The organism is Cupriavidus sp. 05N38 (genome assembly GCF_056397345.1).
Genome location: NZ_JBFTNF010000001.1, coordinates 173,451 through 196,366 on the forward strand (window position 1 = coordinate 173,451; position 22,916 = coordinate 196,366).

The 22,916-nt window shown below is 69.3% G+C and carries 18 protein-coding genes and 1 riboswitch; of the genes, 6 read left to right on the forward strand and 12 right to left on the reverse strand.

Translation table 11 applies throughout. The annotated features are described in order from the left end of the window. Window positions 1–12: 12 nt before the first annotated feature. Complete coding sequence (locus AC1DK4_RS00735; RefSeq protein ID WP_441615035.1) at window positions 13–435, reverse strand: DUF3574 domain-containing protein; 423 nt, start codon at window positions 433–435, stop codon at window positions 13–15. 311 nt (window positions 436–746) lie between these two features. On the opposite strand from AC1DK4_RS00735, the gene AC1DK4_RS00740 reads away from it, so the two are divergent. Then, entirely contained in the window at window positions 747–1,082 is a 336-nt protein-coding gene (locus AC1DK4_RS00740) for a cupin domain-containing protein (RefSeq protein ID WP_441615036.1), read from the forward strand. 15 nt (window positions 1,083–1,097) lie between these two features. Here the strand turns inward: AC1DK4_RS00740 and AC1DK4_RS00745 are convergent, their stop codons facing one another. Next, window positions 1,098–1,406, reverse strand: a complete 309-nt coding sequence (locus tag AC1DK4_RS00745; RefSeq protein ID WP_441615113.1) for a DUF1272 domain-containing protein — start codon at window positions 1,404–1,406, stop codon at window positions 1,098–1,100. Window positions 1,407–1,549: 143 nt separating this feature from the next. Between AC1DK4_RS00745 and AC1DK4_RS00750 the strand changes: the two genes are divergently transcribed. Together AC1DK4_RS00750 and AC1DK4_RS00755 are read left to right on the forward strand one after the other, a co-directional pair. After that, window positions 1,550–2,512 carry a GlxA family transcriptional regulator gene (locus tag AC1DK4_RS00750; protein WP_441615038.1) on the forward strand — a complete coding sequence of 321 codons (963 nt, stop codon included), beginning with the start codon at window positions 1,550–1,552 and terminating at the stop codon, window positions 2,510–2,512. A 448-nt stretch (window positions 2,513–2,960) separates the two neighbouring features. Beyond that, window positions 2,961–3,422, forward strand: coding sequence for a YjjA family protein (locus AC1DK4_RS00755; protein ID WP_441615040.1), 462 nt, complete (start codon window positions 2,961–2,963; stop codon window positions 3,420–3,422). A gap of 44 nt (window positions 3,423–3,466) precedes the next feature. Here AC1DK4_RS00755 and AC1DK4_RS00760 read toward each other — a convergent pair whose 3' ends face one another. After that, window positions 3,467–5,023, reverse strand: a complete 1,557-nt coding sequence (locus AC1DK4_RS00760; RefSeq protein ID WP_477131364.1) for a methyl-accepting chemotaxis protein — start codon at window positions 5,021–5,023, stop codon at window positions 3,467–3,469. A 291-nt stretch (window positions 5,024–5,314) separates the two neighbouring features. After that, window positions 5,315–5,572, forward strand: a riboswitch (cobalamin riboswitch). Between the two features lie 125 nt (window positions 5,573–5,697). On the opposite strand from AC1DK4_RS00760, the gene AC1DK4_RS00765 reads away from it, so the two are divergent. Genes AC1DK4_RS00765 through AC1DK4_RS00775 form a run of 3 tightly spaced genes read left to right on the forward strand, consistent with a single transcriptional unit; the run spans window position 5,698 to window position 10,570 of the window. Then, entirely contained in the window at window positions 5,698–7,950 is a 2,253-nt protein-coding gene (locus AC1DK4_RS00765) for a TonB-dependent receptor (RefSeq protein WP_477131365.1), read from the forward strand. Window positions 7,951–7,961: 11 nt separating this feature from the next. After that, window positions 7,962–9,482 (forward strand): PepSY domain-containing protein, encoded by a 1,521-nt coding sequence (locus tag AC1DK4_RS00770; protein ID WP_441615046.1) that lies wholly within the window; start codon window positions 7,962–7,964, stop codon window positions 9,480–9,482. A 29-nt stretch (window positions 9,483–9,511) separates the two neighbouring features. Then, window positions 9,512–10,570: a HoxN/HupN/NixA family nickel/cobalt transporter gene (locus AC1DK4_RS00775; protein ID WP_441615048.1), complete on the forward strand. Its 1,059-nt coding sequence runs from the start codon at window positions 9,512–9,514 to the stop codon at window positions 10,568–10,570. Window positions 10,571–10,665: 95 nt separating this feature from the next. Here AC1DK4_RS00775 and AC1DK4_RS00780 read toward each other — a convergent pair whose 3' ends face one another. From AC1DK4_RS00780 to cobW, 9 genes are all read right to left on the reverse strand, one after another. Next, complete coding sequence (locus AC1DK4_RS00780; RefSeq protein WP_441615050.1) at window positions 10,666–11,649, reverse strand: Bug family tripartite tricarboxylate transporter substrate binding protein; 984 nt, start codon at window positions 11,647–11,649, stop codon at window positions 10,666–10,668. A gap of 187 nt (window positions 11,650–11,836) precedes the next feature. Continuing rightward, window positions 11,837–13,009: a mandelate racemase/muconate lactonizing enzyme family protein gene (locus AC1DK4_RS00785; protein ID WP_477131366.1), complete on the reverse strand. Its 1,173-nt coding sequence runs from the start codon at window positions 13,007–13,009 to the stop codon at window positions 11,837–11,839. A gap of 103 nt (window positions 13,010–13,112) precedes the next feature. Continuing rightward, the gene (locus AC1DK4_RS00790; RefSeq protein WP_441615054.1) at window positions 13,113–13,826 is read right to left on the reverse strand and encodes an SDR family NAD(P)-dependent oxidoreductase; all 714 of its coding nucleotides are present in this window, start codon (window positions 13,824–13,826) and stop codon (window positions 13,113–13,115) included. 99 nt (window positions 13,827–13,925) lie between these two features. Next, a complete protein-coding gene (locus AC1DK4_RS00795; protein WP_441615056.1) occupies window positions 13,926–14,867 on the reverse strand; it encodes a dihydrodipicolinate synthase family protein in 942 nt (313 codons plus the stop codon). Window positions 14,868–14,891: 24 nt separating this feature from the next. Further along, window positions 14,892–15,755: an IclR family transcriptional regulator gene (locus AC1DK4_RS00800; protein WP_441615058.1), complete on the reverse strand. Its 864-nt coding sequence runs from the start codon at window positions 15,753–15,755 to the stop codon at window positions 14,892–14,894. Window positions 15,756–16,305: 550 nt separating this feature from the next. Beyond that, the gene (locus tag AC1DK4_RS00805; protein WP_441615060.1) at window positions 16,306–16,809 is read right to left on the reverse strand and encodes a vWA domain-containing protein; all 504 of its coding nucleotides are present in this window, start codon (window positions 16,807–16,809) and stop codon (window positions 16,306–16,308) included. A 167-nt stretch (window positions 16,810–16,976) separates the two neighbouring features. After that, window positions 16,977–18,017, reverse strand: coding sequence for a magnesium chelatase ATPase subunit I (locus AC1DK4_RS00810; protein WP_441615062.1), 1,041 nt, complete (start codon window positions 18,015–18,017; stop codon window positions 16,977–16,979). Next, window positions 18,014–21,808 carry a cobaltochelatase subunit CobN gene (gene cobN / locus AC1DK4_RS00815; RefSeq protein ID WP_441643286.1) on the reverse strand — a complete coding sequence of 1,265 codons (3,795 nt, stop codon included), beginning with the start codon at window positions 21,806–21,808 and terminating at the stop codon, window positions 18,014–18,016. Before cobN ends, AC1DK4_RS00810 begins: the two co-directional genes overlap by 4 nt. A 29-nt stretch (window positions 21,809–21,837) precedes the next feature. Further along, window positions 21,838–22,911: a cobalamin biosynthesis protein CobW gene (gene cobW / locus AC1DK4_RS00820; protein ID WP_441615065.1), complete on the reverse strand. Its 1,074-nt coding sequence runs from the start codon at window positions 22,909–22,911 to the stop codon at window positions 21,838–21,840. Between the last annotated feature and the right edge of the window lie 5 nt (window positions 22,912–22,916).

Genomic DNA, 22,916 nt, shown 5'->3' on the forward strand with positions numbered 1-22,916 from the left:
GGAATCTGCGCGCTAGAACGCGGCGCAGACCGCGCTTCTGGTCCGCAGCACCGCCTCCTGGCTGAAGCGCGCCTTGTACTCCGCGGCAATGGCGCGCACCGCAGCGTTGCTAGCGTCGTCATCTCCATGCACGATGCTCAGCACATAGGCTGCTTCGCGCCCGATCCCCTCCGGGCCCGGCGCGCGCCACTGTCCGGCCGCCCGCCATACTGTCAAACCCTGCGGAAAGCGCGGGGTGGCGGAATCGCGCAGGAAGGCGGCCCATGCGTCTTCCGACACCGTCCCGCCCGGCATGGCCGTGCCGAAATACATCAACTCGGCAACGGCGCGATGTTCGCCTGGCGCGCACGGCAGGCCCGGCACGCTGGCGCAGGCGGCAGCCGCAAGGACCGGCACCAGGGCCGCGGCAAGGCGAAGGCGAAGGCGAAGCAGCAAGGACAAGGCTCCGTGGGTACGCGCGGTGTGTCGGGACGGCGGGACCGCCGCGGTATTCGCGGCAAGCCGCGCCTGCGCAACCATGCTAGAAAATCACGGCGCCGGGGGCAAGCCATTGCAGCGCCGCCGGTCCGGCGAGCGGGCGTGTTTCGGTAAGGCTGCCACGGCCTGGCGCGTGCTGACGCCAGCGCGCCCTTGCGCCGGGGCGGGTGCTGCGCTATTCCGGTAGCATGGCTGGCGACAGCTGGCGGAAGTCCCCTTCACATGGCGCCGGCCACCTGCCGGCGCGTCCGCATCGATGGAGAATGGTCATGGCTCAGCATCACGCAGCAACCGGTGAGATCGTCAAACTCCGCCCGCTGGGCGCCGCGCTGCGGCAGGCCCAGAACCTGACGCTGGTGCGCGCAGCGGACCTGCAGGTCATGCGACTGGTGCTGCCGGCCGGCAAGTCGCTCCCGGAACACAGCGTGCCCGGCGCGATCACCGTGCTCTGCCTGGAGGGCGCGATCGAGATGGAGGCGCATGGCAGCAGCCAGCGCATGGACGCCGGCGACCTGATGTACCTGGCGCCCGGCGCACCGCACGCGCTGCGCGGCATCGAGGATGCTTCGGTGCTGATGACGTTGCTGCACCATCGGGACGAATAGCTTTTTCCCGGCCGCTCAGCGCTGTTCCGGCGCAATGCCGGCAATGGGCGCGGCAAAAAGCGCATGTGCCTGCGGATCGACCGGCTTGTGCTTCTTCTGCGTGCTGGCCGGGTCCTTGCCGAGGCAATTGTTGTTCTTCCAGTTGCGCGCGGGCCGCACCGGCCTGGGCGTGAAGCCGCCGCCGCAATTGGGACAGACGTTCTGCAGGATATCGTCCACGCACGCGGCGCAAAACGTGCATTCATAGCTGCAGATGCGCGCTTCGCCCGAAGCCGGCGGCAGCGCCTTGTCGCAGTGTTCGCAAGTCGGTCTGAGCTGTAGCATCATGTCTCCCGTGATGAGGTGGCCAGTATGGCCAGGTAAGTTATGTGCCATGGTAAAAACAAAGCAGCCTGGCGCAAAGCAGATACTCTGCCTCCCGGCGTAAAAAACATGCCATCCATTGAACGGCCCCGCCCCGCCATCGAATGAAACGGATCTACTTCGTCCTCCCGCCAAAAGTGCACGTGCTCGACCTGGCCGGGCCGCTGCAGTTGTTCGGCTCGCTGGGCGAGCTGGGGCTGGGCTCGGTCGAGTGCATCTGCGTGGGACCGGAACGCGAGCTGGAGAGCTTCCAGGGCCTGAGGCTGAGCGCGCTCAAGCCCCTGCCGGCCACGCTGGCGCACGGCGATGCCGTCATCGTGGCGGGATGCAAGCTCGCGCCAGACGCCCCGCTGTCACCGGGCAACAGGCAGATCGTGCAATGGCTGCAGCGCATTGCGCGCCCGCGCCTTGGCGACATCCTGCTGGCCAGCGTCTGCACCGGCGCCTGGCTGCTGGGCGCCGCGGGGCTGCTCGACGGGCGCGACTGCACCACCCACCACGACTACCTCCAGCGGCTGCAGCAACGCCATCCGCGCGCGCGCGTGCTGGCTAACCGGCTGCTGGTCGACGACGGCGGGCTGGTCACCTCGGCCGGCGTCACGGCCGGCATCGACCTGGCGTTGCACCTGATCGCGCGCGATTTCGGCGCGCCGGCGGCGATCCGCGTGGCGCGCGACAACGTGGTGCCGTTCCGCCGCCTGAGCCAGGATCCCGCGCTCGACGCGCAACTACGCTACCGCGACCACGATCACGCGGTCATCCACGCCGTGCAAGATTTCCTGACGGCCCGGCCGGACTACGCGCTGCCCTATGCGGCGCTGGCCGCCCGCTTCGCGCTGAGCTACCGGCAACTGGCCCGGCTGTTCCACCAGCAATGCGGCGTGACGCTAAAGCAGTACCAGCAGCAATTGCGCGTTGCGCTGGCGCGGCGGCTGCTGCGCGAAAGCGACTGGCCCATGGAACAGGTGGCCGCGCACTGCGGCTTTGCCAGCCCGCACGCATTGCGGGCTGCATGGCGCCAGGAGGAGGCCGTGACGCCGTCTGCCTGGCGCATGGCATCCGCTTGATGCGCGACCCGGCCCGTGGCGTCTTGCGCCGCTGTCGCGCGGGCGACCGTGCCGCCTCCGGCGCAGTGGAGCGGGGCCGAGGTCTCCACGCCATTGGCCGACGCCCCCAGGAAGAACGGGCTGGAGATGAGCGGGGCGAGCGCGCGCACCGCGACCCAGCAATCGCGGCCCCGCAGTTCCCGCCCGGCAGCCACGTATACCGCCGCGCCGCCATTGCCGATCCGCCGATCCAGGGGAAATGCGGGGCCGGCTTCCGCGCCGGCATGGGCCGCGCCGCACCCGCGAGTGATGCATTGTCCCTGCGGTGGGTCGCAAGGGGCATCCGGCTACCGGGCGCGCCAGCGCCGGAGCGCCGCGGGCTGGGTCGCGCCCGTGCACCCGTGGCGATGGCCTGCCCGCCACGCACTATATTGGAAGCTGCCATGATCCCACCCCGGAGGAAGACCGCATGAAATCCAGCATCTACCGCATCACTGCCGTGTCGATCCTGCTCGCCGGCCTGCTGCCGGCGGCCGCGATCCACGCGCAGATCGGCGACATGCTCAAGGGAGCCACGCAGGGCGGAGGAAGCAGCACCGGCGGCCTGGGCGGCCTCGCCGGCAGCCTGGGCGGCGGCATGCCTTCGCTGCAATCGCTGAGTTCCGGCAGCATCGGCAATGTGGCCGGTGTGCTGGAGTATTGCGTCAAGAACAACTACCTCGGCGGCGGCGGCGCTTCGTCCGTCAAGGACCAGCTGATGGGCAAGCTCGGCGGCTCGGCGACATCGGACCCCGGCTACACGGACGGCGCCAAGGGAATACTCAGCAGCAGCGACGGCAACAAGTTCGACCTCAGCGGCGGCGGCCTCAAGGATCAGGTCACCAAGCAGGTCTGCGACAAGATCCTGGCGCAGGGCAAGTCGCTGCTATAGGGATAGGGCCGGGCGCGCAAACGGCGCGCGCCCGGCCCGCGCACTCATGCCGGCACGAGGCGGAAGGCGGACACCGCATGGTGCAGCGCGCCGGCCTGGTCTTCGAGCGAGGCCGCGGCCGCGCTGGCCTGCTCCACCAGCGCTGCGTTCTGCTGCGTCATCTGGTCCATCTGCGAGACCGCGCGGTTGACCTCCTCGATGCCGGTGCGCTGTTCGGCCGTGGCCGAGGCGATGCCGTCCATGATGGCGGTCACGCGGCCCACCGCGTTGACGATCTCGGCCATGGTCTGGCCGGCCTGCTCGACCAGGGCGGAGCCGCTGTCGACCTGCCCCACCGATTCCACGATCAAGGTCTTGATTTCCTTGGCGGCACCCGCGCTGCGCTGCGCGAGGTTGCGCACCTCGCCGGCCACCACGGCGAAGCCGCGGCCCTGCTCGCCGGCACGCGCSGCTTCCACCGCTGCATTSAGCGCSAGGATRTTGGTCTGGAASGCGATGCCGTCGATCACGCYGATGATGTCGTTGATCTTGCGCGAGCTGGCAGTGATGCCGCGCATCTTGGCCACGACCTCGCTCACCACGCTGCCGCCCTGCTGCGCGATCTGCGCGGCATCGGCCACGTACTGGCTGGCCTCGGCGGCGTTGTCGGCGTTCTGGCGCACGGTGGCGGTGATCTGCTCCATGCTGGCGGCGGTCTGCTCCAGCGAGGCCGCCTGCTGCTCGGTGCGGCTCGACAGGTCGGTGTTGCCGGCGGCGATCTGCTGCGCGGCGGCGCTGATGGAATCGGCCGACTGCTGGATGCCCGCCACCGTGCCGGCAAGCTGGTCGCGCATATGGCCGATGGCGTACATCAGGCTGGCATTGTCATCCGGGGCGGTGTCGGCACGCACCGTGAGGTCGCCGCCGGCCATGCGCAGCGCCAGCGCCGCCGCCGCAGCGGGCTCGCCACCGACCGAGCGCTGGATGCTGCGGATCAGCAGCGTGGCCACCACCGAGATCACGATGCCGAGCAGCACCAGCAGGCCAAGCGACTGATACAGGGAAGCGCGGAACTGTGCCTGCACATCATCCATATAGGTGCCGGCGACGAGATCCCAGCCCCACGGCTTGTAGCGGGCCACGTAGCCGATCTTGGGGCTGGCCTGGTCGCTGCCGGGCTTGGGCCACCAGTAGTCCAGGTGTCCCGCGCCCTCGGGCGACGCGCCACGCGCGGCAATCTCGACGTACAAGGCATTGCCCTTGGCATCCTTGAAGTCGATCATGTTCTTGCCGTTGAGCTTGGCGTTGATCGGATGCATCACCAGCACCGAATCCGCGCCGACGATGGTGATATAGCCATCCTTGCCGTAGCGCTGCGCGGCGATGCGGGCGATGGCCTGCGCACGGGCTTCGTCTTCGGTCATCTTGCCCAGGCGCGCCTGCTCGGCGTAGTCACGCACCAGCGACAGCGACATGTCGACCACGTTGGCCAGTTCGCCGCGACGGTCCGCCATCTGCAGTTGCCGGGTCTGGAAGGCGTGCGTCACGGTCAGCAGCAGCAGGCCGAGCCAGGCCAGCACGAGGGGGATCCACAGCTTTTTTCGCAGGGTCAGGTGATTCATGGAAGGGTTCGCTTTATATCCAGGCATGCGCCGGCGATGCAAAAGGCACGCGGCATGCACGGATATCGGAGCGCACCTTGTCTTCTTTAGCGCTGCGTGCGGCATCTCCGCAAGAAGCCACCAGGATGCGGACGGAATGGCGCATAAAGCACCAAAATCGCGCCGCAGATCGCCATCCCGGTGCACCACCGCCCCGGTGTGCGTGATCACAACGAAGGGCCAGGCCACCAGGCAAGCACAGTAGAAATCCCGTTACAATCGCGGTCGCTTTCCACATTGCTCCTGCAATTGGATTGCAACAGGTTCGAAGGTGCCCCCGCCGCGCGACACGCGGCGAGGGTTAAACGGGAAACAGGTGCGCCGCCATGTGCGCGGCAAATCCTGTGCTGCCCCCGCAACGGTCAGCAGGTAGAAAGGTGTCACGCCGGGCCCACAGGCCGCGGCAGCCACTGCGCGTCGGAACGCGTGGGAAGGCGGCACCCTGGACGCGCCCAAGCGGCAGTGCGTCCCCCTGCGAGCCCGGATACCGGCCTTGCGAACGATCACCGAGGCTGCGGACGGGCGGCAAGGCGTGAGGCTGCCGGGCATGCGTCCCGGCGCCATTGCGCGCGCGTCCGTGGCTTGTTCGTTCATTGCCGCGGGCGGGGTCGCCTGCGGCTCACGATGGAAAGTCCATGCCCGCGCGCTCCCGTTTCACCCGCACCGCCCCGCCCGGCCCTGTCCGGCCCCGGTTTTCCCCCACCCGCCGCAAGCTGGCCCGCGGTTGTGCGCTGGCACTGTCGCTGGGGGCCTTTGCCGGCGCCGGCGCGGAGGCCGCCCGGGCCGCCGAAGACACCGAAGCACCCGGCCGCGCGCATGCGCAGCCGGCACCGAAAGACGCCGCCGTGCTGCCGCCGGTGGTGATCAGCAGCGCGGCGGCGCTGCCCGGCCTGTCGCTGTCGGAACCTGCCAGTACCGCCAGCCGGCTGGGACTGACGCCGCTCGAGACCCCGGCCAGCGTGGAGGTGCTGCCCGGCGAGGTGATCCGCGAGCGCGGCGACCTGACCGTGAGCGACGCCGTGTCCCGCGCCACCGGCATCATCGCCAACGGCGCCCCCGGCAACGGCGGCACCGCGCTGACCGCGCGCGGCTTCTCGGGCCAGGGCTCGGTGATGCAACTCTACGACGGCACGCGCCTCTACGTGGCGGCCGGCACGGTGACCTTCCCCTTCGATACCTGGTCGGTTGACCGCATCGAGGTGCTGCGCGGCGCGGCGTCGGTCATGTATGGCGAGGGCGCCATCGGCGGCGTGGTCAACGTGATTCCCAAGAAGCCGATGCGCGCGCCGATCACCAACGAGCTGCAGCTCACCGGCGGCACCCAGCGGACGGCGCGCGCGGCCTTCGACACCGGCGGCGCGGTCAACGACAACCTCTCCTACCGCTTCAATGTCAACTACGGACGCTCCGCCGGCTGGGTGGAACGCGGCGAATCGCGCAACGTGGCCGTATCCGCCGCGGTGCGGCTCGACGTCTCGCCGGAGTTCAATGTCACGCTGTCCTATGACGACGGCGACCAGCACCCGATGCGCTATTTCGGTACGCCGCTGGTCAACGGCAGCCTGGATACGTCGCTGCGCACGAAGAACTACAACGTGGGCGACAGCGAGATCACCTACCGCGACCGCTGGACGCGCCTGGCCGCGCAATGGCAGCCGAACGAACGCGTGACCGTGCGCAACCAGTTCTACTACCTCACCAGCCAGCGCCACTGGCGCGATGCCGAGTCCTACACCTTCCTCCCCGCCTCCGGCCAGGTGCGCCGCACCGACTACCTGGAAATCCTGCACGACCAGGAACAGGTAGGCGACCGCGCCGACCTGAAGATCGACGGGCAGCTGTTCGGCATGGCCAACACCGCCACGGTGGGCTTCGACGTCAACCGCATCAACTTCACCCACAGCAACAACTCGCCCTACGGCGGCACGTCCACCGTCAACGCCTATCAGTTCGATCCGGGCCAGTTCTTCAGCCCGCCGGGGGTGGTCACTTCGCCGCGCTACCGCACCCACACCACGCAAGCCGCCCTGTTCGGCGAGGACCGCCTCAAGCTCACGCAGCAGTGGTCGGTGATAGGCGGCGTGCGCTTCGACCATGCCCAGCTCGAGCGCGGCAACCTGCTCACTGGCGACGACTGGACCCGCAACTTCAACAACGTGACGTGGCGCGCCGGCACGGTCTACGAGCTCACGCCGAAGCTGTCGGTCTACGCGCAGTACGCCACCGCCACCGATCCGCTCGGCGCGCTGATCACCACCTCGGACGCGCAGAAGGACTTCAAGCTCGCCACCGGCCGGCAGATCGAGGCCGGCATCAAGCAATCGTTCTGGGACCAGCGCGGCGAATGGACCTTCGCCGCGTACCAGATCGTGAAGAAGAACCTGCTCACGCGCGACGCCAGCAACCCGGCGCTGACGGTGCAGGTAGGCGAGCAGTCCTCGCGCGGGCTGGAAGCCTCCCTCAGCATCGAACTCATGCGCGGCCTGCGCGTGGACGCCAACGGCACCGTGCTGCGCGCGCGCTATGACGATTTCGCCGAAAGCGTGAACGGCGCGCTGGTCTCGCGCAACGGCAATGTGCCGACTGGCGTGCCGCAGCAGGCGGCCAACCTGTGGCTGACCTGGGCCTTCGCGCCGCAGTGGCAGGTGGGCAGCGGCCTGCGCTATGTGGGCCGGCGCTATACCAACAACGCCAACACCACGGCCATGCCCTCGTACACCGTGGTGGACGCCTCGCTGCAGTGGCGCGTGTCGCGCAAGACGGCGCTGGCGCTGCGCGTGTACAACCTGTTCAACCGCAACTACGCCGAGACCTCCGGCAACAGCGGCGGGCAGTGGCTGCTGGGGCGGCCGCGCGCGGCAGAGTTGTCGGCCAACYTCTACTTCTAGGCATGGCCACGATGCGCCGCCCGGGGTCCTGGCGGGAGCGCGGCTGGCGCTTCACGCGACGCTGGCTCTACCTGATCCACCGCTGGGCCGGCATCGCCGGCTGCCTGCTGATCGCGATGTGGTTTCTCTCGGGCCTGGTCATGATGTACGTGGCCTTTCCCGCGCTGACCGATGCAGAACGCCTCGCCGGCCTGCCGCCGCTGGACCTGCCCGCGGTGCGGGTCACGCCGGCCGCCGCCATGGCCAGCGCCGGCCTGGAGCGCTTCCCGCGCAGCCTGCGCCTGGAGATGATGGGCACCCAGCCGGTCTACCGCATGGTCGACTGGCGCGGCACGCCGCACACGGTCTCCGCGCGCGACGGCGCGCCCATCGGGCAGGTGGATGCCGCCACCGCGCAGGACATCGCCGCGCGCTTCGCCCGTGTGGGCAAGGCACGCTGGGTCGAGACCGCCGAGCGCGACCAGTGGACCGTGCCCAACGGCCTGAACGCCTGGCGCCCGCTGCACCGCATCGCGCTGGACGACGATGCCGGCACCGAACTGTACGTGTCCGCGCGCACCGGCGAAGTCATGCGCGACACCAGGCGCGCCGAGCGCTTCTGGAACTGGCTGGGCGCGGTGCCGCACTGGCTGTACTTCACGCCGGTGCGCGCCGATCCCCCGCTGTGGCGGCAGGTGGTGCTGTGGACCTCCGGCGTGTGCATGGCCGTGGCGGTGAGCGGCATCTGGATCGGCTGGCTGCGGCTGCGCGTGCAGCGCCGCTTTGCGCATGGCAGCGCGGGCGGCACCTCGCCCTACCACGGCTGGATGGCCTGGCACCATGTCGCCGGGCTGGGCGGCGCGCTGTTCCTGCTGGCATGGCTGGCCAGCGGCTGGCTCTCGGTCAACCCCAACCAGTGGTTCCCGGGGCGGAATTTCGACCAGGCCGCGCTCGAGCGCTATGCGGGACAGACCTTGCCGCGCTTTGCCGATCTGGACGGCAGCGCGCTGGCCAGCCAGTTGCGCGCCGCCGGGCGACCGCGCGAAATCCGCATGACGTGGCAGGCAGGCCAGCCGGTGCTGCTGGTGGCGACCGCGGCGCAGGACGGCCTCGCCTATCGCGCCGATACCGGCGCCGCGCTCGCGCCAACCGGCGAGCGGCTCACCGCAGCTGCCGCCAGCCTGGTGCCCGGGGCCGGCATCGCCGGGAGCGAACTGCTGACGCAGCCGGACGACTACTGGTACAGCCATCACCAGCCGCGCAAGCTGCCCGTGCTGCGGGTACGCTTCGACGACGCCGCCGCCACCTGGGCCTATCTCGACGCCACCAACGGCAGCCTGCTCGGCCGCAGCGACGGCAGCCGGCGCGCCTACCGCTGGCTGTTCAACGCGGCGCACAGCTGGGACCTGGGCTGGCTGCTGCGGCACCGGCCCGCGTGGGACATTGCCGTGTGGGCGCTGTCCGCCGCCGGGCTCCTCATCTCCGTCAGCGGCGTGGTGATAGGCTGGCGGCGCCTGTTCCGCCCCCGTCGCCGCGCCGGGACACAACGCTGACCGATTCGCACTAGATCACAGAACCGACCATGCTCCGCTTCCTCGCCAGCATCTTCAACGACCAGCACGCCGACGTACGGCGCAAGGTCATCGCCTTGTACGCCTTCCTGATCGCCGCCAATGTCGGCGCCTGGATCTGGGCGCTGGCCGCCTTCCGCGACCACCCCATGCTGCTGGCCTCGGCCGTGCTCGCCTACTCGCTGGGACTGCGCCACGCCGTGGACGCCGACCATATCGCCGCCATCGACAACGTCACGCGCAAGCTGATGCAGGAAGGCAAGCGTCCGGTCGCGGTCGGCTTCTTCTTTTCGCTCGGGCACTCCACCGTGGTCACGCTGATGTCGATCGGCATCGCCGTGGCCGCCGCCGCGCTGCAGACCCGCTTCGCCGACATGAAGGCCGTGGGCGGCATGATCGGCACCAGCGTGTCGGCACTGTTCCTGTTCCTGCTGGCCTTCTTCAACCTGCTGATCCTGATCTCGGTGTGGCGCGCCTTCCGCGCCGTCAGGCGCGGCGAAGCGCTCAAGGAGCAAGACCTGGACCTGCTGCTCAACAACCGCGGCTTCCTTGCGCGGCTGTTCCGCCCGCTGTTCCGCCTTGCCAGCCGCAGCTGGCACCTGTTTCCCATGGGCCTGCTGTTCGGCCTCGGCTTCGACACCGCGACCGAAGTGGCCCTGTTCGGCCTGTCCGCCGCGGAGGCCGCCAAGGGCGTGCCGTTCTGGACCATCATGGTGTTCCCCGCGCTGTTTACGGCGGGCATGTCGCTGGTGGACACCACCGACGGCATCCTGATGCTCGGCGCCTACGGCTGGGCCTTCACCAAGCCGATCCGCAAGCTCTACTACAACATGACCATCACGCTGGTGTCGGTGGTGGTGGCGGTGGTGATCGGCGGCATCGAGGCGCTCGGCCTGATCGCCGACAAGCTTGGCCTGGAAGGCGGCCTGTGGGACGTGGTTGGCGAGCTGAACGCGCACTTCGGCATGCTCGGCTACGTGATCATCGGCGTGTTCGTGCTGAGCTGGCTGGTGTCGATGGTGGTGTACCGGGTACGCCGGTACGACGAGATCGAGGTGCGGATGGGGTGAGACCGGCCAGGCGCGATCCCGCCCCGAAGTCCGCCCCGACGTCGGCACCGAAGTCGGCGCCGAAGCCGGGGCGGAAGTTGGGGCCGAAGTCCGCCCTATTCCGCGCGAATCTTCGCCTCCGCCACGATCTTGGCGGAGCGGGCCATGTCTTCCTTCTCGAAGCGCGCGAAATCCTCGGGCGTCCCGGGCGACAGCAGGTAGCCCTGCTCTGCCAGTCTGGCGCGCAGGTCGGAAGACAGCGCCTTGTTGACCTCGGCATTGAGCCGCCTGGTCACCTCCGCCGGCAGCTTGGCCGGCCCCCACAGACCGTACCACGAGTAAAACTCGTAGCCAGGCACGGTCTCGCCGACGGTAGGCACGTCGGGCATGGATGGCAGGCGGTCCTTCGAGGTCACCGCGACCACGCGCACCATGCCGCTCTTATGGTATGTCAGGGCGCCGAGCACGGGATCGATGAAGCCGTCGATGGCACCGCCGATCAGGTCCTGGTAGGCCGGCGCAGAGCCCTTGTACGGCACCACCAGGTAGTCGATCTTGCCCGCGCGCTTGAGCATCTCCGTCGACAGGTGGCCGGCGGAGGCCTGCGAGCCGATGGCAAACGACATCTTGCCCGGATGCGCCTGGGCATAGGCAATCAGCTCCTTGATGTTGTTGATGGGCAGCTTGCGATTGACGGACACCGCCAGCGGGCCTTTGCCCACCAGCGCAACGGGCGTGAAGTCGCGCGTTACGTCGTAGGGCGACGACTTCAGCGTCATCGGCGTGGTGGTGAAGGTGGAGGCGCTGAACAGCAGCGTATAGCCGTCGGCTGCCCCCTTGGCAACCGCATCGGCGCCGATGATCCCCTGGCCGCCGGGGCGGTTGTCGACGATGAAGCTCTGCCCGGTCTGCTCGGCCAGCTTCTGCGCCAGCATGCGGCCGACCGTGTCGGTCGGGCCACCGGGCGGAAACGGAATGATGACGCGCACGGCCTTGGAGGGATAGGTCTGCGCAACGGCGGTGGCCATGGCGGCGGCGCACAGCAGCAGCGCCTGGGCGGCGCGACGGGCAAGCCGGCGGGACAGCGTGTTCAATTGCATCTTTGTCTCCTGTATCTCGACTGAAAGCGCATGCCGCCGGGTGGCCGGGCCATGGCCCGGCGCGCCCGCGGCGCGTGGTATCGATCGACAAGGCCAGCGCGGTGCGCTTGCCGTTGGTCCCGGTGCCGCCATCAATGGCGGTTCTCGGTCCCGGGTCAGCGGCGCCTTGTCCCCGACGCGCGGCGATTCATGGCTGCGCCAGCGCCACCATTTCGGCGTAGAGGTCGGCCTTGCCTTCGAAGCCGATGCCGGGCAGCTCTGGCATGGTGATATGCCCTTCGATCACCTTCACGCCATCGGGGAAGCCGCCATACGGCTGGAACAGGTCGGGATAGCTTTCGTTGCCGCCCAGGCCCAGGCCGGCGGCGATATTGAGCGACATCTGATGGCCGCCGTGCGGGATGCAGCGGCGCGGCGACCAGCCGAACGTATTCAGCACTTCCAGCGTGCGTTCGTACTCGACCAGGCCATAGGACAGCGCGCAATCGAACTGCAGGTAGTCGCGGTCGGGGCGCATGGCGCCATACCGGATCAGGTTGCGGGCGTCCTGGTGGCTGAACAGGTTTTCGCCGGTGGCCATGGCGCCCGGGTAGTACTCGGCCAGCGTGGCCTGCAGGTGATAGTCCAGCGGATCGCCGGCCTCTTCGTACCAGAACAGCGGATAGTCGCGCAGCATCTTGGCGTAGGCGATGGCGGTATCGAGATCGAAGCGTCCGTTGGCATCCACGGCAAGCTGTGCGTCGGCGCCGATCTCCTGCAGCACGGCTTCGATGCGCGCGCTGTCTTCCTCGATGCTGGCGCCGCCGATCTTCATCTTGACCACGTTGTAGCCGCGCTTGAGGTAGGAGCGCATCTCGGAGCGCAAGGCGCCCAGGTCCTTGCCCGGGTAGTAGTAGCCGCCGGCGGCGTAGACGAACACGCGCGGGTTGGCCTTGACGCCGTGCCGCTCGGCCAGCAGCCCGAACAGCGGCTTGCCGGCGATCTTGGCCACGGCATCCCAGACCGCCATGTCGATGGTGCCGACCGCGACCGAGCGTTCGCCGTGGCCGCCGGGCTTCTCGTTGGACATGGTTGCGGCCCACACGCGGCCGGGATCGAGATTGGTGCCGGTGTCGTCCAGCAGCGAGCCCGGATCGGCCGCCAGGATGCGCGGCGCGAAGCGCTCGCGGATCAGGCCGCCCTGGCCATAGCGGCCATTGGAGTTGAAGCCGTAGCCGATCACGCGCTTGCCGTCGCGGAAGGCGTCGGTCACCACGGCGACGAGGCTGGTCGTCATCTTCGAGAAATCGATATAGGCATTGCGGATGGGCGACGAAATCGGCTTCGTCACCTCGCGGACGWCAATGATGCGCACAGACATGGCTATCTCCAGTGTTCGGTGTATGCGGTGTATGTTCGGTGTTCGGTGTATCCGGTGTTCGGTGTATCCGGTATCTCGTTGTCTTCGGTGCGGCCTGGCCGCGCTACAGCGACCCGCCGCCGCAGATCACGATCTGCTGGCCGGTGATGGCCCCTGCGTCCGGGCCGAGCAGGAAACTCACCACGCCGGCCACTTCGCCGGGGCGGATAAAGCGCCCGATGGGCGGCGTGCGCGGCGGCGTGCCCTTGCGTCCGGGGTCGTTCAGCATCGGCGTTTCGGTAGCGCCGGGCGCCACCACGTTGACCGTGATGCCGCGCGGCGCCAGCTCCGCCGCCCATGAACGCGCCATGCCCAGCAGCGCGGCCTTGGTTGCCGCGTACTGGCTGCGCGCGGGTGCGCCACCAGCGGTGCGGCTGCCGATCAGCACGATGCGCGCGCCGTCGGGCAGCACCGGCAGCAGCGCATTGGCCAGCACCGAGGCGGCCTGCACATGGATACGCCACATGCCCTCGCCGTCTTCCGGCTTGAGTTCGCCCAGCGCGGCCGTGCGCATGAAGCCGGCGGCATGGACGATGGCATCGACCCGCGGCAGCGCACCGACAGCGGCCGCCAGCCGCGGTGCGTCGGTCAGGTCGACTTCGATCGCGCTGAAACCTTCRCTGCTGGCCACCGGCGTACGGTCCAGGCCGGTCACGTGCCAGCCTGCGTCCAGCAAGCGCCGGGCAATGGCGGCGCCGATGCCGGAGCTGGCGCCGGTGACAATGGCGTGCCTTGCCGGTTGCGCGGGCGTGTCCTGGTTCTGCGTCGATTGGCTCATCTGGTCCCTCCCGAAAACACATCGCTGGCGACCATGCCGCCGCGGCGCCGCCGCGCATGGCTGCGGGCCGCTCACAGGCCGGGCATCGGCGCGGCAGTATCAGGCCGCGGCCTTCTGGGTAATGCCGGCCTGCGCAAGCGCGGCCTGGATGGCAGCCAGTTCGGCAGCCGACGGCGCGTGGGTTGGCGGGCGCACCGTGCCGTCGCTGATGATGCCGGCCAGCGCCATGGCGGCCTTCATGCGGCCGTGCGCTTCGCCGGTCGGCTCGCCGGCGCCGTACACCGCGTCCTTGAGGGGATTGATCAGGGCTTGCACGCGCATCGCTTCGTGCAGGTCGCCGGCCTGGACCGCCTTGAGCAGGTCGTTGATCAGGCCGGGGATCAGCGAGGCGAAGCCGACCAGCGCGCCGTCGATGCCCTGCACCATCGACGACAGCAGATATTCGTCATGGCAGGTCATCAGCACCTTGGTGGGGTCGGCGGCGCGGATCTCCTTGATGTCCCGCGCATATTTGTTCATCTCGCGCTCGCCCATCTTGAACGCCTTCACATAAGGCAGCCTTGCCAGTTCGGCGAGCAACTCGGACGAATAGGAGCCGCGCGTCCAGGCCGGGTAGATATGCACCACGAGCGGCAGGCCGCTGGCCTTGCCGATGGCGTTGAAATAGTCGAGGCAGTGCTCGGGCTTGAAGCCAAAGCGCAGCCAGTGGTGCGGCGGCATGATATCGAGTCCCGCGGCGCCAGCTTCCCTGGCCCAGCCGGCCTGCTCCACGGCATCGTTGATGCCTTCGCAGACGATCGACGAGATCACCGGGCAGATGCCCTTGGTGGCGTCCGCGGTGATACGCGTCACCTCGGCGCGTTCGCGCGGGGTCAGCGAGAAGACTTCGCCCGTGTGGCCGTTGGTCATCAGCGCCGTGACACCCTCCTGGCCGCCGAGCCACCGGGAAAAGCGGCGCAGTTCCGGCTCATTGATGCTGTAGTCCGCGTTGAACGGGACCGCGATGGCGGGGATGATGCCGCGGAAATTGATATCAGACACGTTTGTCTCCTGGTGAAGCAGGCGCTAGCGGCGCAAGGTTGGCGATAAGGAAGGCGGAATGAAGCCTCCGGAGGGTTGCAACGCACGGGCCAGTTCGGTAGCGGCATGCACTACCGCCGGCGCCGTGGTCGATTCGAAATCGTCGAGCGAGGTATTCATCGCCGGTGCGGCCACGCTCAGGCCCGCAAGCGGCACGCCGTCCACGTCCAGCACCGGTGCGGCGACCACGTACAGGCCGGACACGGTTTCCTGGTCGGACAATGCGTAACCCTTGGCGCGCACTGTCTCGAGCCGCTCGAGAATGATGTCGAGCTCGGTGAGGGTGTGGTCGGTCAGCTTCTGGCGCGGCTGCGCGTCCAGCACGCGGGTCTGCGTGTCCCGTGGCAGCGATGCCAGGATGGCGTAGCCGACCGCCGTGGAATACGCCGGCACCCGGCTGCCGATACGGATATCGACCCCGAGCCGCGTCAGCCCGGCCTGCACACGTTCTGCGTAGAGCACGTCCGCGCCATCCAGCACGCCAATCGAGGCGGCTTCATTGATCTCCCCCACCAGCGCGCGCAGGATCGGCCTTGCACGCGTGCGCAGGTCGGCATGGGCAATGGCGTCGAAACCAAGGTCCAGCACTTTGAGCGACAGCCGGAACAGGCGCGTGTCCGGCACGCGCTGCACATAGCCGATGTCCACCAGCGTATTGAGGAAGCGGAAGGCGGTGGCATTGTCCAGCCCTGCGCGGCGCGCCACCTCGGCCATGGTCAGCTCGGGTTCCTGTGCCGAGAACGCTTCGAGAATGCGGAAGCCCTTCGCCAGCGACTGCACCGTGTTCTTCGATGCGTCGCCCGCGCTGCTCGCCTTCGATGCGGAACGGACTGTGTTCTCGGGTGCCATGTCAATCTCCACTGTTAGTTCGGAATGCGAATTTTAATTCGTCGAACTGACGGAGGAAAGCCCTCGCTGATAAACCGCGCATGCCTATCGCCTCAGTGCCATCTCAGTGCCACCTCAGTGCCGATACGCCATCGCGGCTGGTTAATTCGGATTGCGAATTTTTATTCGCAAATTAAACACGAAAAAAAATTCTGGAAACGCATGTGGTACCTCGCCCCGCCGGTCATCTTGCCGGCTTGTGCCGCATGTACGAGTTACCTGCGCTTCATCTGTGCTTCACCCGTGCATCACCCGTGCATCACCTAAATATTCGGATTGCGAATTCTTATTCGCGATGTAGGATATTCTAGTACCTGGATTCAGGCAGGAGCAAGGACGAACCGCTAATGGTTTCCACTTAGCCATGCCGTCGCGGCCGTGGCTCGAAACAAGCCCGGGACGAAACCGGTGCGTACTGGCGGTACAGGAATCCACTTCCACCCAACTGCAGATCTGTAGCCGGCCTGCGCGCCCGGCCCCGGGAATGCCGTCGGCGCGGACAGCCGATCATTCAGGCGACCAGCGCCTGCGCCAGCAAATACTCCCCATCCCAGGCCGCGGCCAGCTCGCGGCACCGCCCCAGCGCTACCGCCTGCTGCTCGAAGTCCACCACCATCACGGCGTCCGCCCGGTGCGGTCGCACGGGTTGCTCCGGGCTGCGGCCGTCGCTGAGCAGCCAGAGCCAGCGTTGCTGCGCCGGACGGCGGCGCGCGGCGCGGGCCAGCAGCTCGCCCGCGCGCTGCATGCCGAGCGCGAGCGGCGTGCCGCCGCCGCCGGCGATGGGACGAATCCACGCTTCGCTCCACGGCCGGGCGCGGGCCGGCTGCAGGCGGACTTCGGCATGGGTGCCGGCGAAGCACACCAGCGCGACCTCGGCGCGGGCCTGGTAGGCGCGCTGCAGCAGGCGCAGCAGTACGCCCTTGGCAAGCGCGAGCTGGCGGCCGTGCAGCATGGAGGCGGAACAGTCCAGCACGAAGCAATGCAGCACGCCCGCCTGCGCCTGCTGCGCCCGCATGCGCAGGTGGCCCGGCGCGAGCGGTGCGGTGCGCTTGGCGGCGAGCGTGCGCGGCCAGTGGATGCGCTGGCCGTTCAGGCGGCCATGCGAGGGGCCTGGCGCGGAGAAGCGGGGGCCTTGCCACCGGTTGCCGCCTTGCCGGGAATCGGCGGCGGCCTGCCGGTGGCTCAGGCTTTTTTTGCGGGCAGCGGCCTCACGGATTTGACCGGTGCGATGCCCGCCGCCGTGCTGGCCGCGGGTGGCGGCAGCGCGCCCCAGGGGTTGGCGGAGCCCGCTGCGGCGGGGCTGGCTTCGCTGCGGTCGTCGGCATGTTCGTGGCCCGGCGCGCGACCCGGTTCGGGCGGCACCTGCCGGCGGTGATGCAGCACCAGTTCGGCCACGGTGTCCACGTGCGCGGGCACGATGGCCGCGTCGCCCTGCAGCGCAGCCAGCGCGCGTGCCGCACGCAGCATCACAAGGTCCGCCCGCACACCGTCCACCGCGGCGTCCAGGCACAGGCGGCCAACGCGTTCGTGCACCGCGTCGCTGAACGCGAGTGCCGGCAGCGCGGCCCGGGCGGCATGCACCTGGCGCGTCAAGGCGTCCTGCGCGCCGGCATGGCGCGCGCGCAGCGCTTCGGGGTCGGTGTCGAAGGCCAGCCGGGTGCGGACGATGGCCTGGCGCTGCGCGGGATCGGTGCAGTTCTCCAGCGTCAGCGCCAGGCCGAAGCGGTCCAGCAATTGCGGGCGCAGTTCGCCCTCCTCCGGGTTCATGGTGCCGACCAGCACGAAGCGCGCCTCGTGCTGGTGCGAGACGCCGTCGCGCTCCACCACGTTGATGCCGCTGGCGGCCACGTCGAGCAACTGGTCCACGAGATGGTCGGGCAGCAGGTTGACCTCGTCCACGTAGAGCACGCCCTGGTGCGCGCGCGCCAGCAGGCCGGGGGCGAAGCGCACCTCGCTCTGGCGCAGCACATGGCCCAGGTCGAGCGTGCCGGTCAGTTGTTCCTCGCTGGCACCCAGYGGCAGCGTGACGAACTGCCCTTCGGGCTGCAGCTCGGCCAGCGCCCGCGCGGCGGTGGACTTGGCGGTGCCGCGCGGGCCGCTCACCAGCACGCCGCCGATGCCGGGGTCCACCGCGGCGAGCAGCAGCGCCTGCTGCAGGCGCTGCTGGCCTACCAGCGCGCTGAACGGAAACGGCAAGCGCGAGCGCTGTGCGGCGGCGGTCATCGGGAGGCTCCTTCCAATGCCTGCTCGCTGTCGAGCAGGTGCTGTTCGAGTTGGGCGCGGCGCTCGCCGGGCGCCTGCCACAGGCCGCGCTGCGCGGCCTCGAGCAGGCGCTCGCAGATGGCGTGCAGCGCGCGCGGGTTGTGCCGGCGCAGGAAAGCGCGCGTGTCGGCGTCGTTCACGTAAGCGTCGGTCACCAGCGCGTACTGGTGGTCGGATACCACGCGCGTGGTGGCGTCGAAGCCGAACAGGTAGTCCACGGTGGCGGCCATCTCGAAGGCGCCCTTGTAGCCGTGGCGCTTGACGCCGTCGATCCACTTGGGATTGACCACGCGCGCGCGGATCACGCGGCTGATTTCTTCCTGCAGCGTGCGGATGCGCGGTGCGGCCGGGTTGCTGTGGTCGCCATGGTAGATGGCCGGCTGCGCGCCGCCGAAGGTGCGCGCGGCGGCGGCCATGCCGCCCTGGAACTGGTAGTAGTCGTTGGCGTCGAGCAGGTCGTGCTCGCGGTTGTCCTGGTTCTGCACCACGGCGTCCAGGCCCGACAGGCGCTGCGCAAAGCTGGCGCGTGCCTCCACGCCGTCGGTGCCCTGCCCGTAGGCGTAGCCGCCGGCATGCAGGTAGGCCTGGGCGAGGTCGTTGTCGTCCTGCCAGGCGCGGCTGTCGATCAGGTCCTGCAGCCCGGTGCCGTAGCCGCCCGGGCGCGCGCCGAACACGCGCCAGCCGGCGCGCCGGCGCGCTTCGGCGGCGGGCAGGCCCTGCGCTTCCAGGCGGGCGCGCTCGGCCAGCACGCGCTCGCGCAGGGGGTTGAGTTCGGGCGGCTCGTCCAGTTCGGCCACGGCCTGCACTGCGGCGTCGAACAGGCGCATGACGTTGGCAAAGGCATCGCGGAAGAAACCCGACACGCGCAGCGTCACGTCCACGCGCGGGCGGTCGAAGATCGCCATCGGCAGGATCTCGAAGTCGGTCACGCGGAAGCTGCCGGCCGCCCAGCGCGGCCGCACGCCCATCAGCGCGAAGGCCTGCGCGATGTCGTCGCCGCCGCTGCGCATGGTGGCCGTGCCCCATACCGACAGCCCCACCGCCTGCGGATAATCGCCATGTTCCTGCAGATGGCGCTCGATCAGTTGATTGGCGGACTTGAGGCCGAGCGTCCAGGCCGTGCGCGTGGGCACCGCGCGCGTATCGACCGAGTAGAAATTGCGGCCGGTGGGCAGCACGTCGGGGCGGCCGCGCGATGGCGCGCCGCTCGGGCCGGGCGGCACGAATTGCCCGGCCAGCCCGCGCGCGAGCTGCCGCATTTCCTGCTCGCCGCAGGCGTCCAGCGCCGGCGCCACCTCGCCATGCAGGCGCGCCAGCACGGCGGCGGCCTGCGGCAGGCCGGCCGGCACTGCATCGTCGCCGAGCAACTGCGCCGCCAGCATTTCCAGTCGTTCGCGCGTGTCACCGTGGTGACGCCATGCGCCGGCATCGACGGCCATCAGCAATGCCGGGCGCGGCCCCTGCCACGGCGCGCCCCAGTCCGCGTCGAGCGGATCGAAGCCCTCGCCCAGCCCGAGATCGGCGGCGAGCGCGGCCAGCAGGCTGGCCTGCGCGCCCCGGCCGTCGCCGCTCGGGAAACGGCCCAGCGCGAGCAGCGTGTCGCGCCGCTGGCGGCCTTGCGGCGACACGCCGAAGACATGCAAGCCATCGCGGATCTGCGATTCCTTCAGCTCGCACAGATAGGTGTCGGTACGATTGAGCAGCGCATCCTCGCCGTCGCTGTCGGCCGGCGCGTCGATCCCCAGCTCGCGGTGCAACTGCTGGTCCACGATCAGCTTGAGGATGGACTTGCGCAGCAGCCGCGCGCGGCGCGGGTCCACCGCCAGCGCCTCGTAGTATTCGTCGACCTGGCGTTCCAGGTCCTGCAGCGGGCCGTAGTTCTCGGCGCGCGTGAGCGGCGGCATCAGGTGGTCGATGATGACAGCCTGCGCGCGCCGCTTGGCCTGCGCGCCCTCGCCCGGGTCATTGACGATGAACGGGTAGAGATGCGGCAGCGGGCCGAGGATGGCGTCTGGCCAGCAGGAGTCGGCCAGCGCCACGCTCTTGCCGGGCAGCCATTCCAGGTTGCCGTGCTTGCCGACGTGGACCACGGCATCGGCGCCAAAGGCATGGCGCAGCCAGAAATAGAAGGCCAGGTAGCCGTGCGGCGGCACCAGTTCGGCGTCGTGGTAGCTGGCGTAGTCCTGCGCGCCGGTGGTGCCGGCCGCCAGCGCGTAGGCGCGCGCCGGCTGCAGGCCGATGAACAGATGTCCGCTGCGCACGCCGGCGATCATGAAGCGGCCCTGCCGCACCATCGGGTCCTGCCCGGGTTCGCCCCATTGCGCGGCGATGGCACGCTGGTTTTCCTCGGGCAGGCTACGCAGGTGGCCCAGGTAGTCCGCCATCGGCAGGCTCTGGAAGGCCGGGCGCCAGCCGTGCTGGGCAAGGTCGTTGGTGATGCCCTGCGTCAGCCCGCGCATCAGTTCGTCGCCGTCGGCGGGCAGGCCTTCGCAGTGATAGCCGTGCTCGCGCAGCGCGGCGAGGATGCCCACCACCGAGGCGGGCGTATCGAGGCCCACGCCATTGCCGATGCGCCCTTCGCTGGACGGATAGTTGGCCAGCACCAGCGCCACGCGCTTGTCGGCGTTGGGCATCCGGCGCAGGCGGCACCAGCGCCGGCTCAGCGCCGCCACGAAGGCGATGCGCTCCGCGTCGGGCTGGTAGCGCACCACGTCCACCTCGGTATGCGGGCAGCGGTAGGACAGGCCCTTGAAGCTGACCGCGCGCGTGATGATGCGGCCGTCCACCTCGGGCATGGCGATGTGCATGGCCACGTCGCGCGCGCCCAGGCCCTGGTTGTCGCGCAGCCAGTCCTCGCGGTTGCCGCCGCTGAGCACCACTTGCAGCACCGGCGCGTCGCCGGCCAGCGCCAACGTCTGCGGCGCATCGAGCGACGACACCGCGAAGGCCGTGGTATTGAGCACCAGCGCCGCGCGGTGTTCCGCGCAGAGCTGCTGCAATACCTCGCGGCACAGGGTGTCCTTGAGCGAATTCACCGCCAGCGGCAGCGGGTTGAGGCCCTCGGCTCGCAGCGCGGCGATCAGCGCATCGAACACATCGGTGTTGCCGGCCTGCAGGTGGGCGCGGTAGAAGACCAGCGCCGCCACCGGCGCATCCGCAATCCAGTCGCGCTGCCAGTCCGCCATCGTGGCGACGCCGTGGGCCGGATGGTAGAGCGCGGCCTGCGGCAGCACGCGCGGCTGCAGCGCCGGCTCGCCCCAGCCGAAGGCGTGGTGGGCCAGGCAGCGGAAGAACTGCTCTGCATTGTCGGCGCCGCCCTCGCGCAGGTAGCGCCACAGGGTATGGGACAGCGCCGGCGGCGCGTTGCCGCGCGCCAGCAGGTTGGCGTCCTCGGCCAGGTCGCCGGAGAACATCACCAGCAACTGGCCGCGCGCGCGCGCCAGTTCGGTCAGCCGCTCCAGGCCGTAGGCCCAGTCGCTGTCGCCGCCGAGGTGATCCACCACCACCACGCTCGCGTGCTGCAGCACGTCGTCCACGTACATGTCGAGCGAGGCGGGCTGGCGCAGGTACATCTGGTTGGCCAGCCGCACCGTGGGGAAGTCTTCGCCCAGGCGCGGGAACACGCCGGCCAGCAGCGACAGCGTAGTGTCCGCCGCGCTCAGCACCACCATGCGCGCCGGGCTCTGCACGATGCGCACCACGCCGGCGTTGTCGTCGACGAAGCCGCCCGGGCGGGTGGAAAGCAGGTGCATCGCGTGGCGGACGTGTCAGGGCTGCGGCGTCAGGCTTGCGCCGTGGCCAGCGCAGCCTCCAAGGCGGCCTGCAGCGTGGCCTGCTCCAGCTCCTGGCCGATCAGCACGATGCGCGTGGACTGCGCCTCGCCCGGCTGCCAGCGGCGGTCGAAGTAGCCGTCGAAGCGGCGGCCCACGCCATGCAGCACCAGCCGCATGGGCTTGCCGGGCAGCTTGGCGAAACCCTTGATGCGGTAAATGGTGTGCTGCTCCACCAGTTGCTGCAAGGCGCCGACCAGATGGTCGCGCTCCACTTCGCCCAGCTCCACCACCACCGAATCGAATTCGTCGTGATGATGGTCGGCATGCTCGGGATCGTCGGCGGAGCCGTGGTGGTCCGGGCGCAGGTGGATGCTGTCCTCGGACGCGCGGTTCAGACCCAGCAGCAGCGCCACGTCGAGCTTGCCGCCCTGCGCGCCGACGATCTTCACCTCGGCCGGGATCTCCGGGCGGATCAGCGCCTCCACCTCGGCGCGCTGCGCGGCGTCGATCAGGTCGGTCTTGTTGAGGATGACGAGGTCGGCCGCGCCGAGCTGGTCTTCGAACAGTTCGTGCAGCGGCGATTCGTGGTCGAGATTGGGATCGGCCTTGCGCTGCGCGTCCACCGCGTCCGGGTCGGCGGCGAACTGGCCGGCCGCCGCGGCGGCACCATCGACCACGGTGACCACCGCGTCCACGGTGAAGGCGTTCTTGATGCTGGGCCAGTTGAAGGCTTGCACCAGCGGCTTGGGCAGCGCCAGGCCGGAGGTTTCGATCAGCACGTGGTCGATGTCGGCGCGGCGCTCCAGCAGTTGCTCCATCACCGGGAAGAACTCTTCCTGCACGGTGCAGCACAGGCAGCCGTTGGCCAGTTCATAGAGCTGGCCGTTGCTCTCGCCCGACTCGTCGCAGCCGATGCCGCAGCCCTTGAGGATCTCGCCGTCGATGCCCAGTTCGCCGAATTCGTTGACGATCACCGCGATGCGGCGCCCGCCGGCGTTCTCGAGGATATGGCGCAGCAAGGTGGTCTTGCCGCTGCCCAGGAAGCCGGTGACGATGGTTGCGGGAATCTTGCTGGTCTGCATGGTGG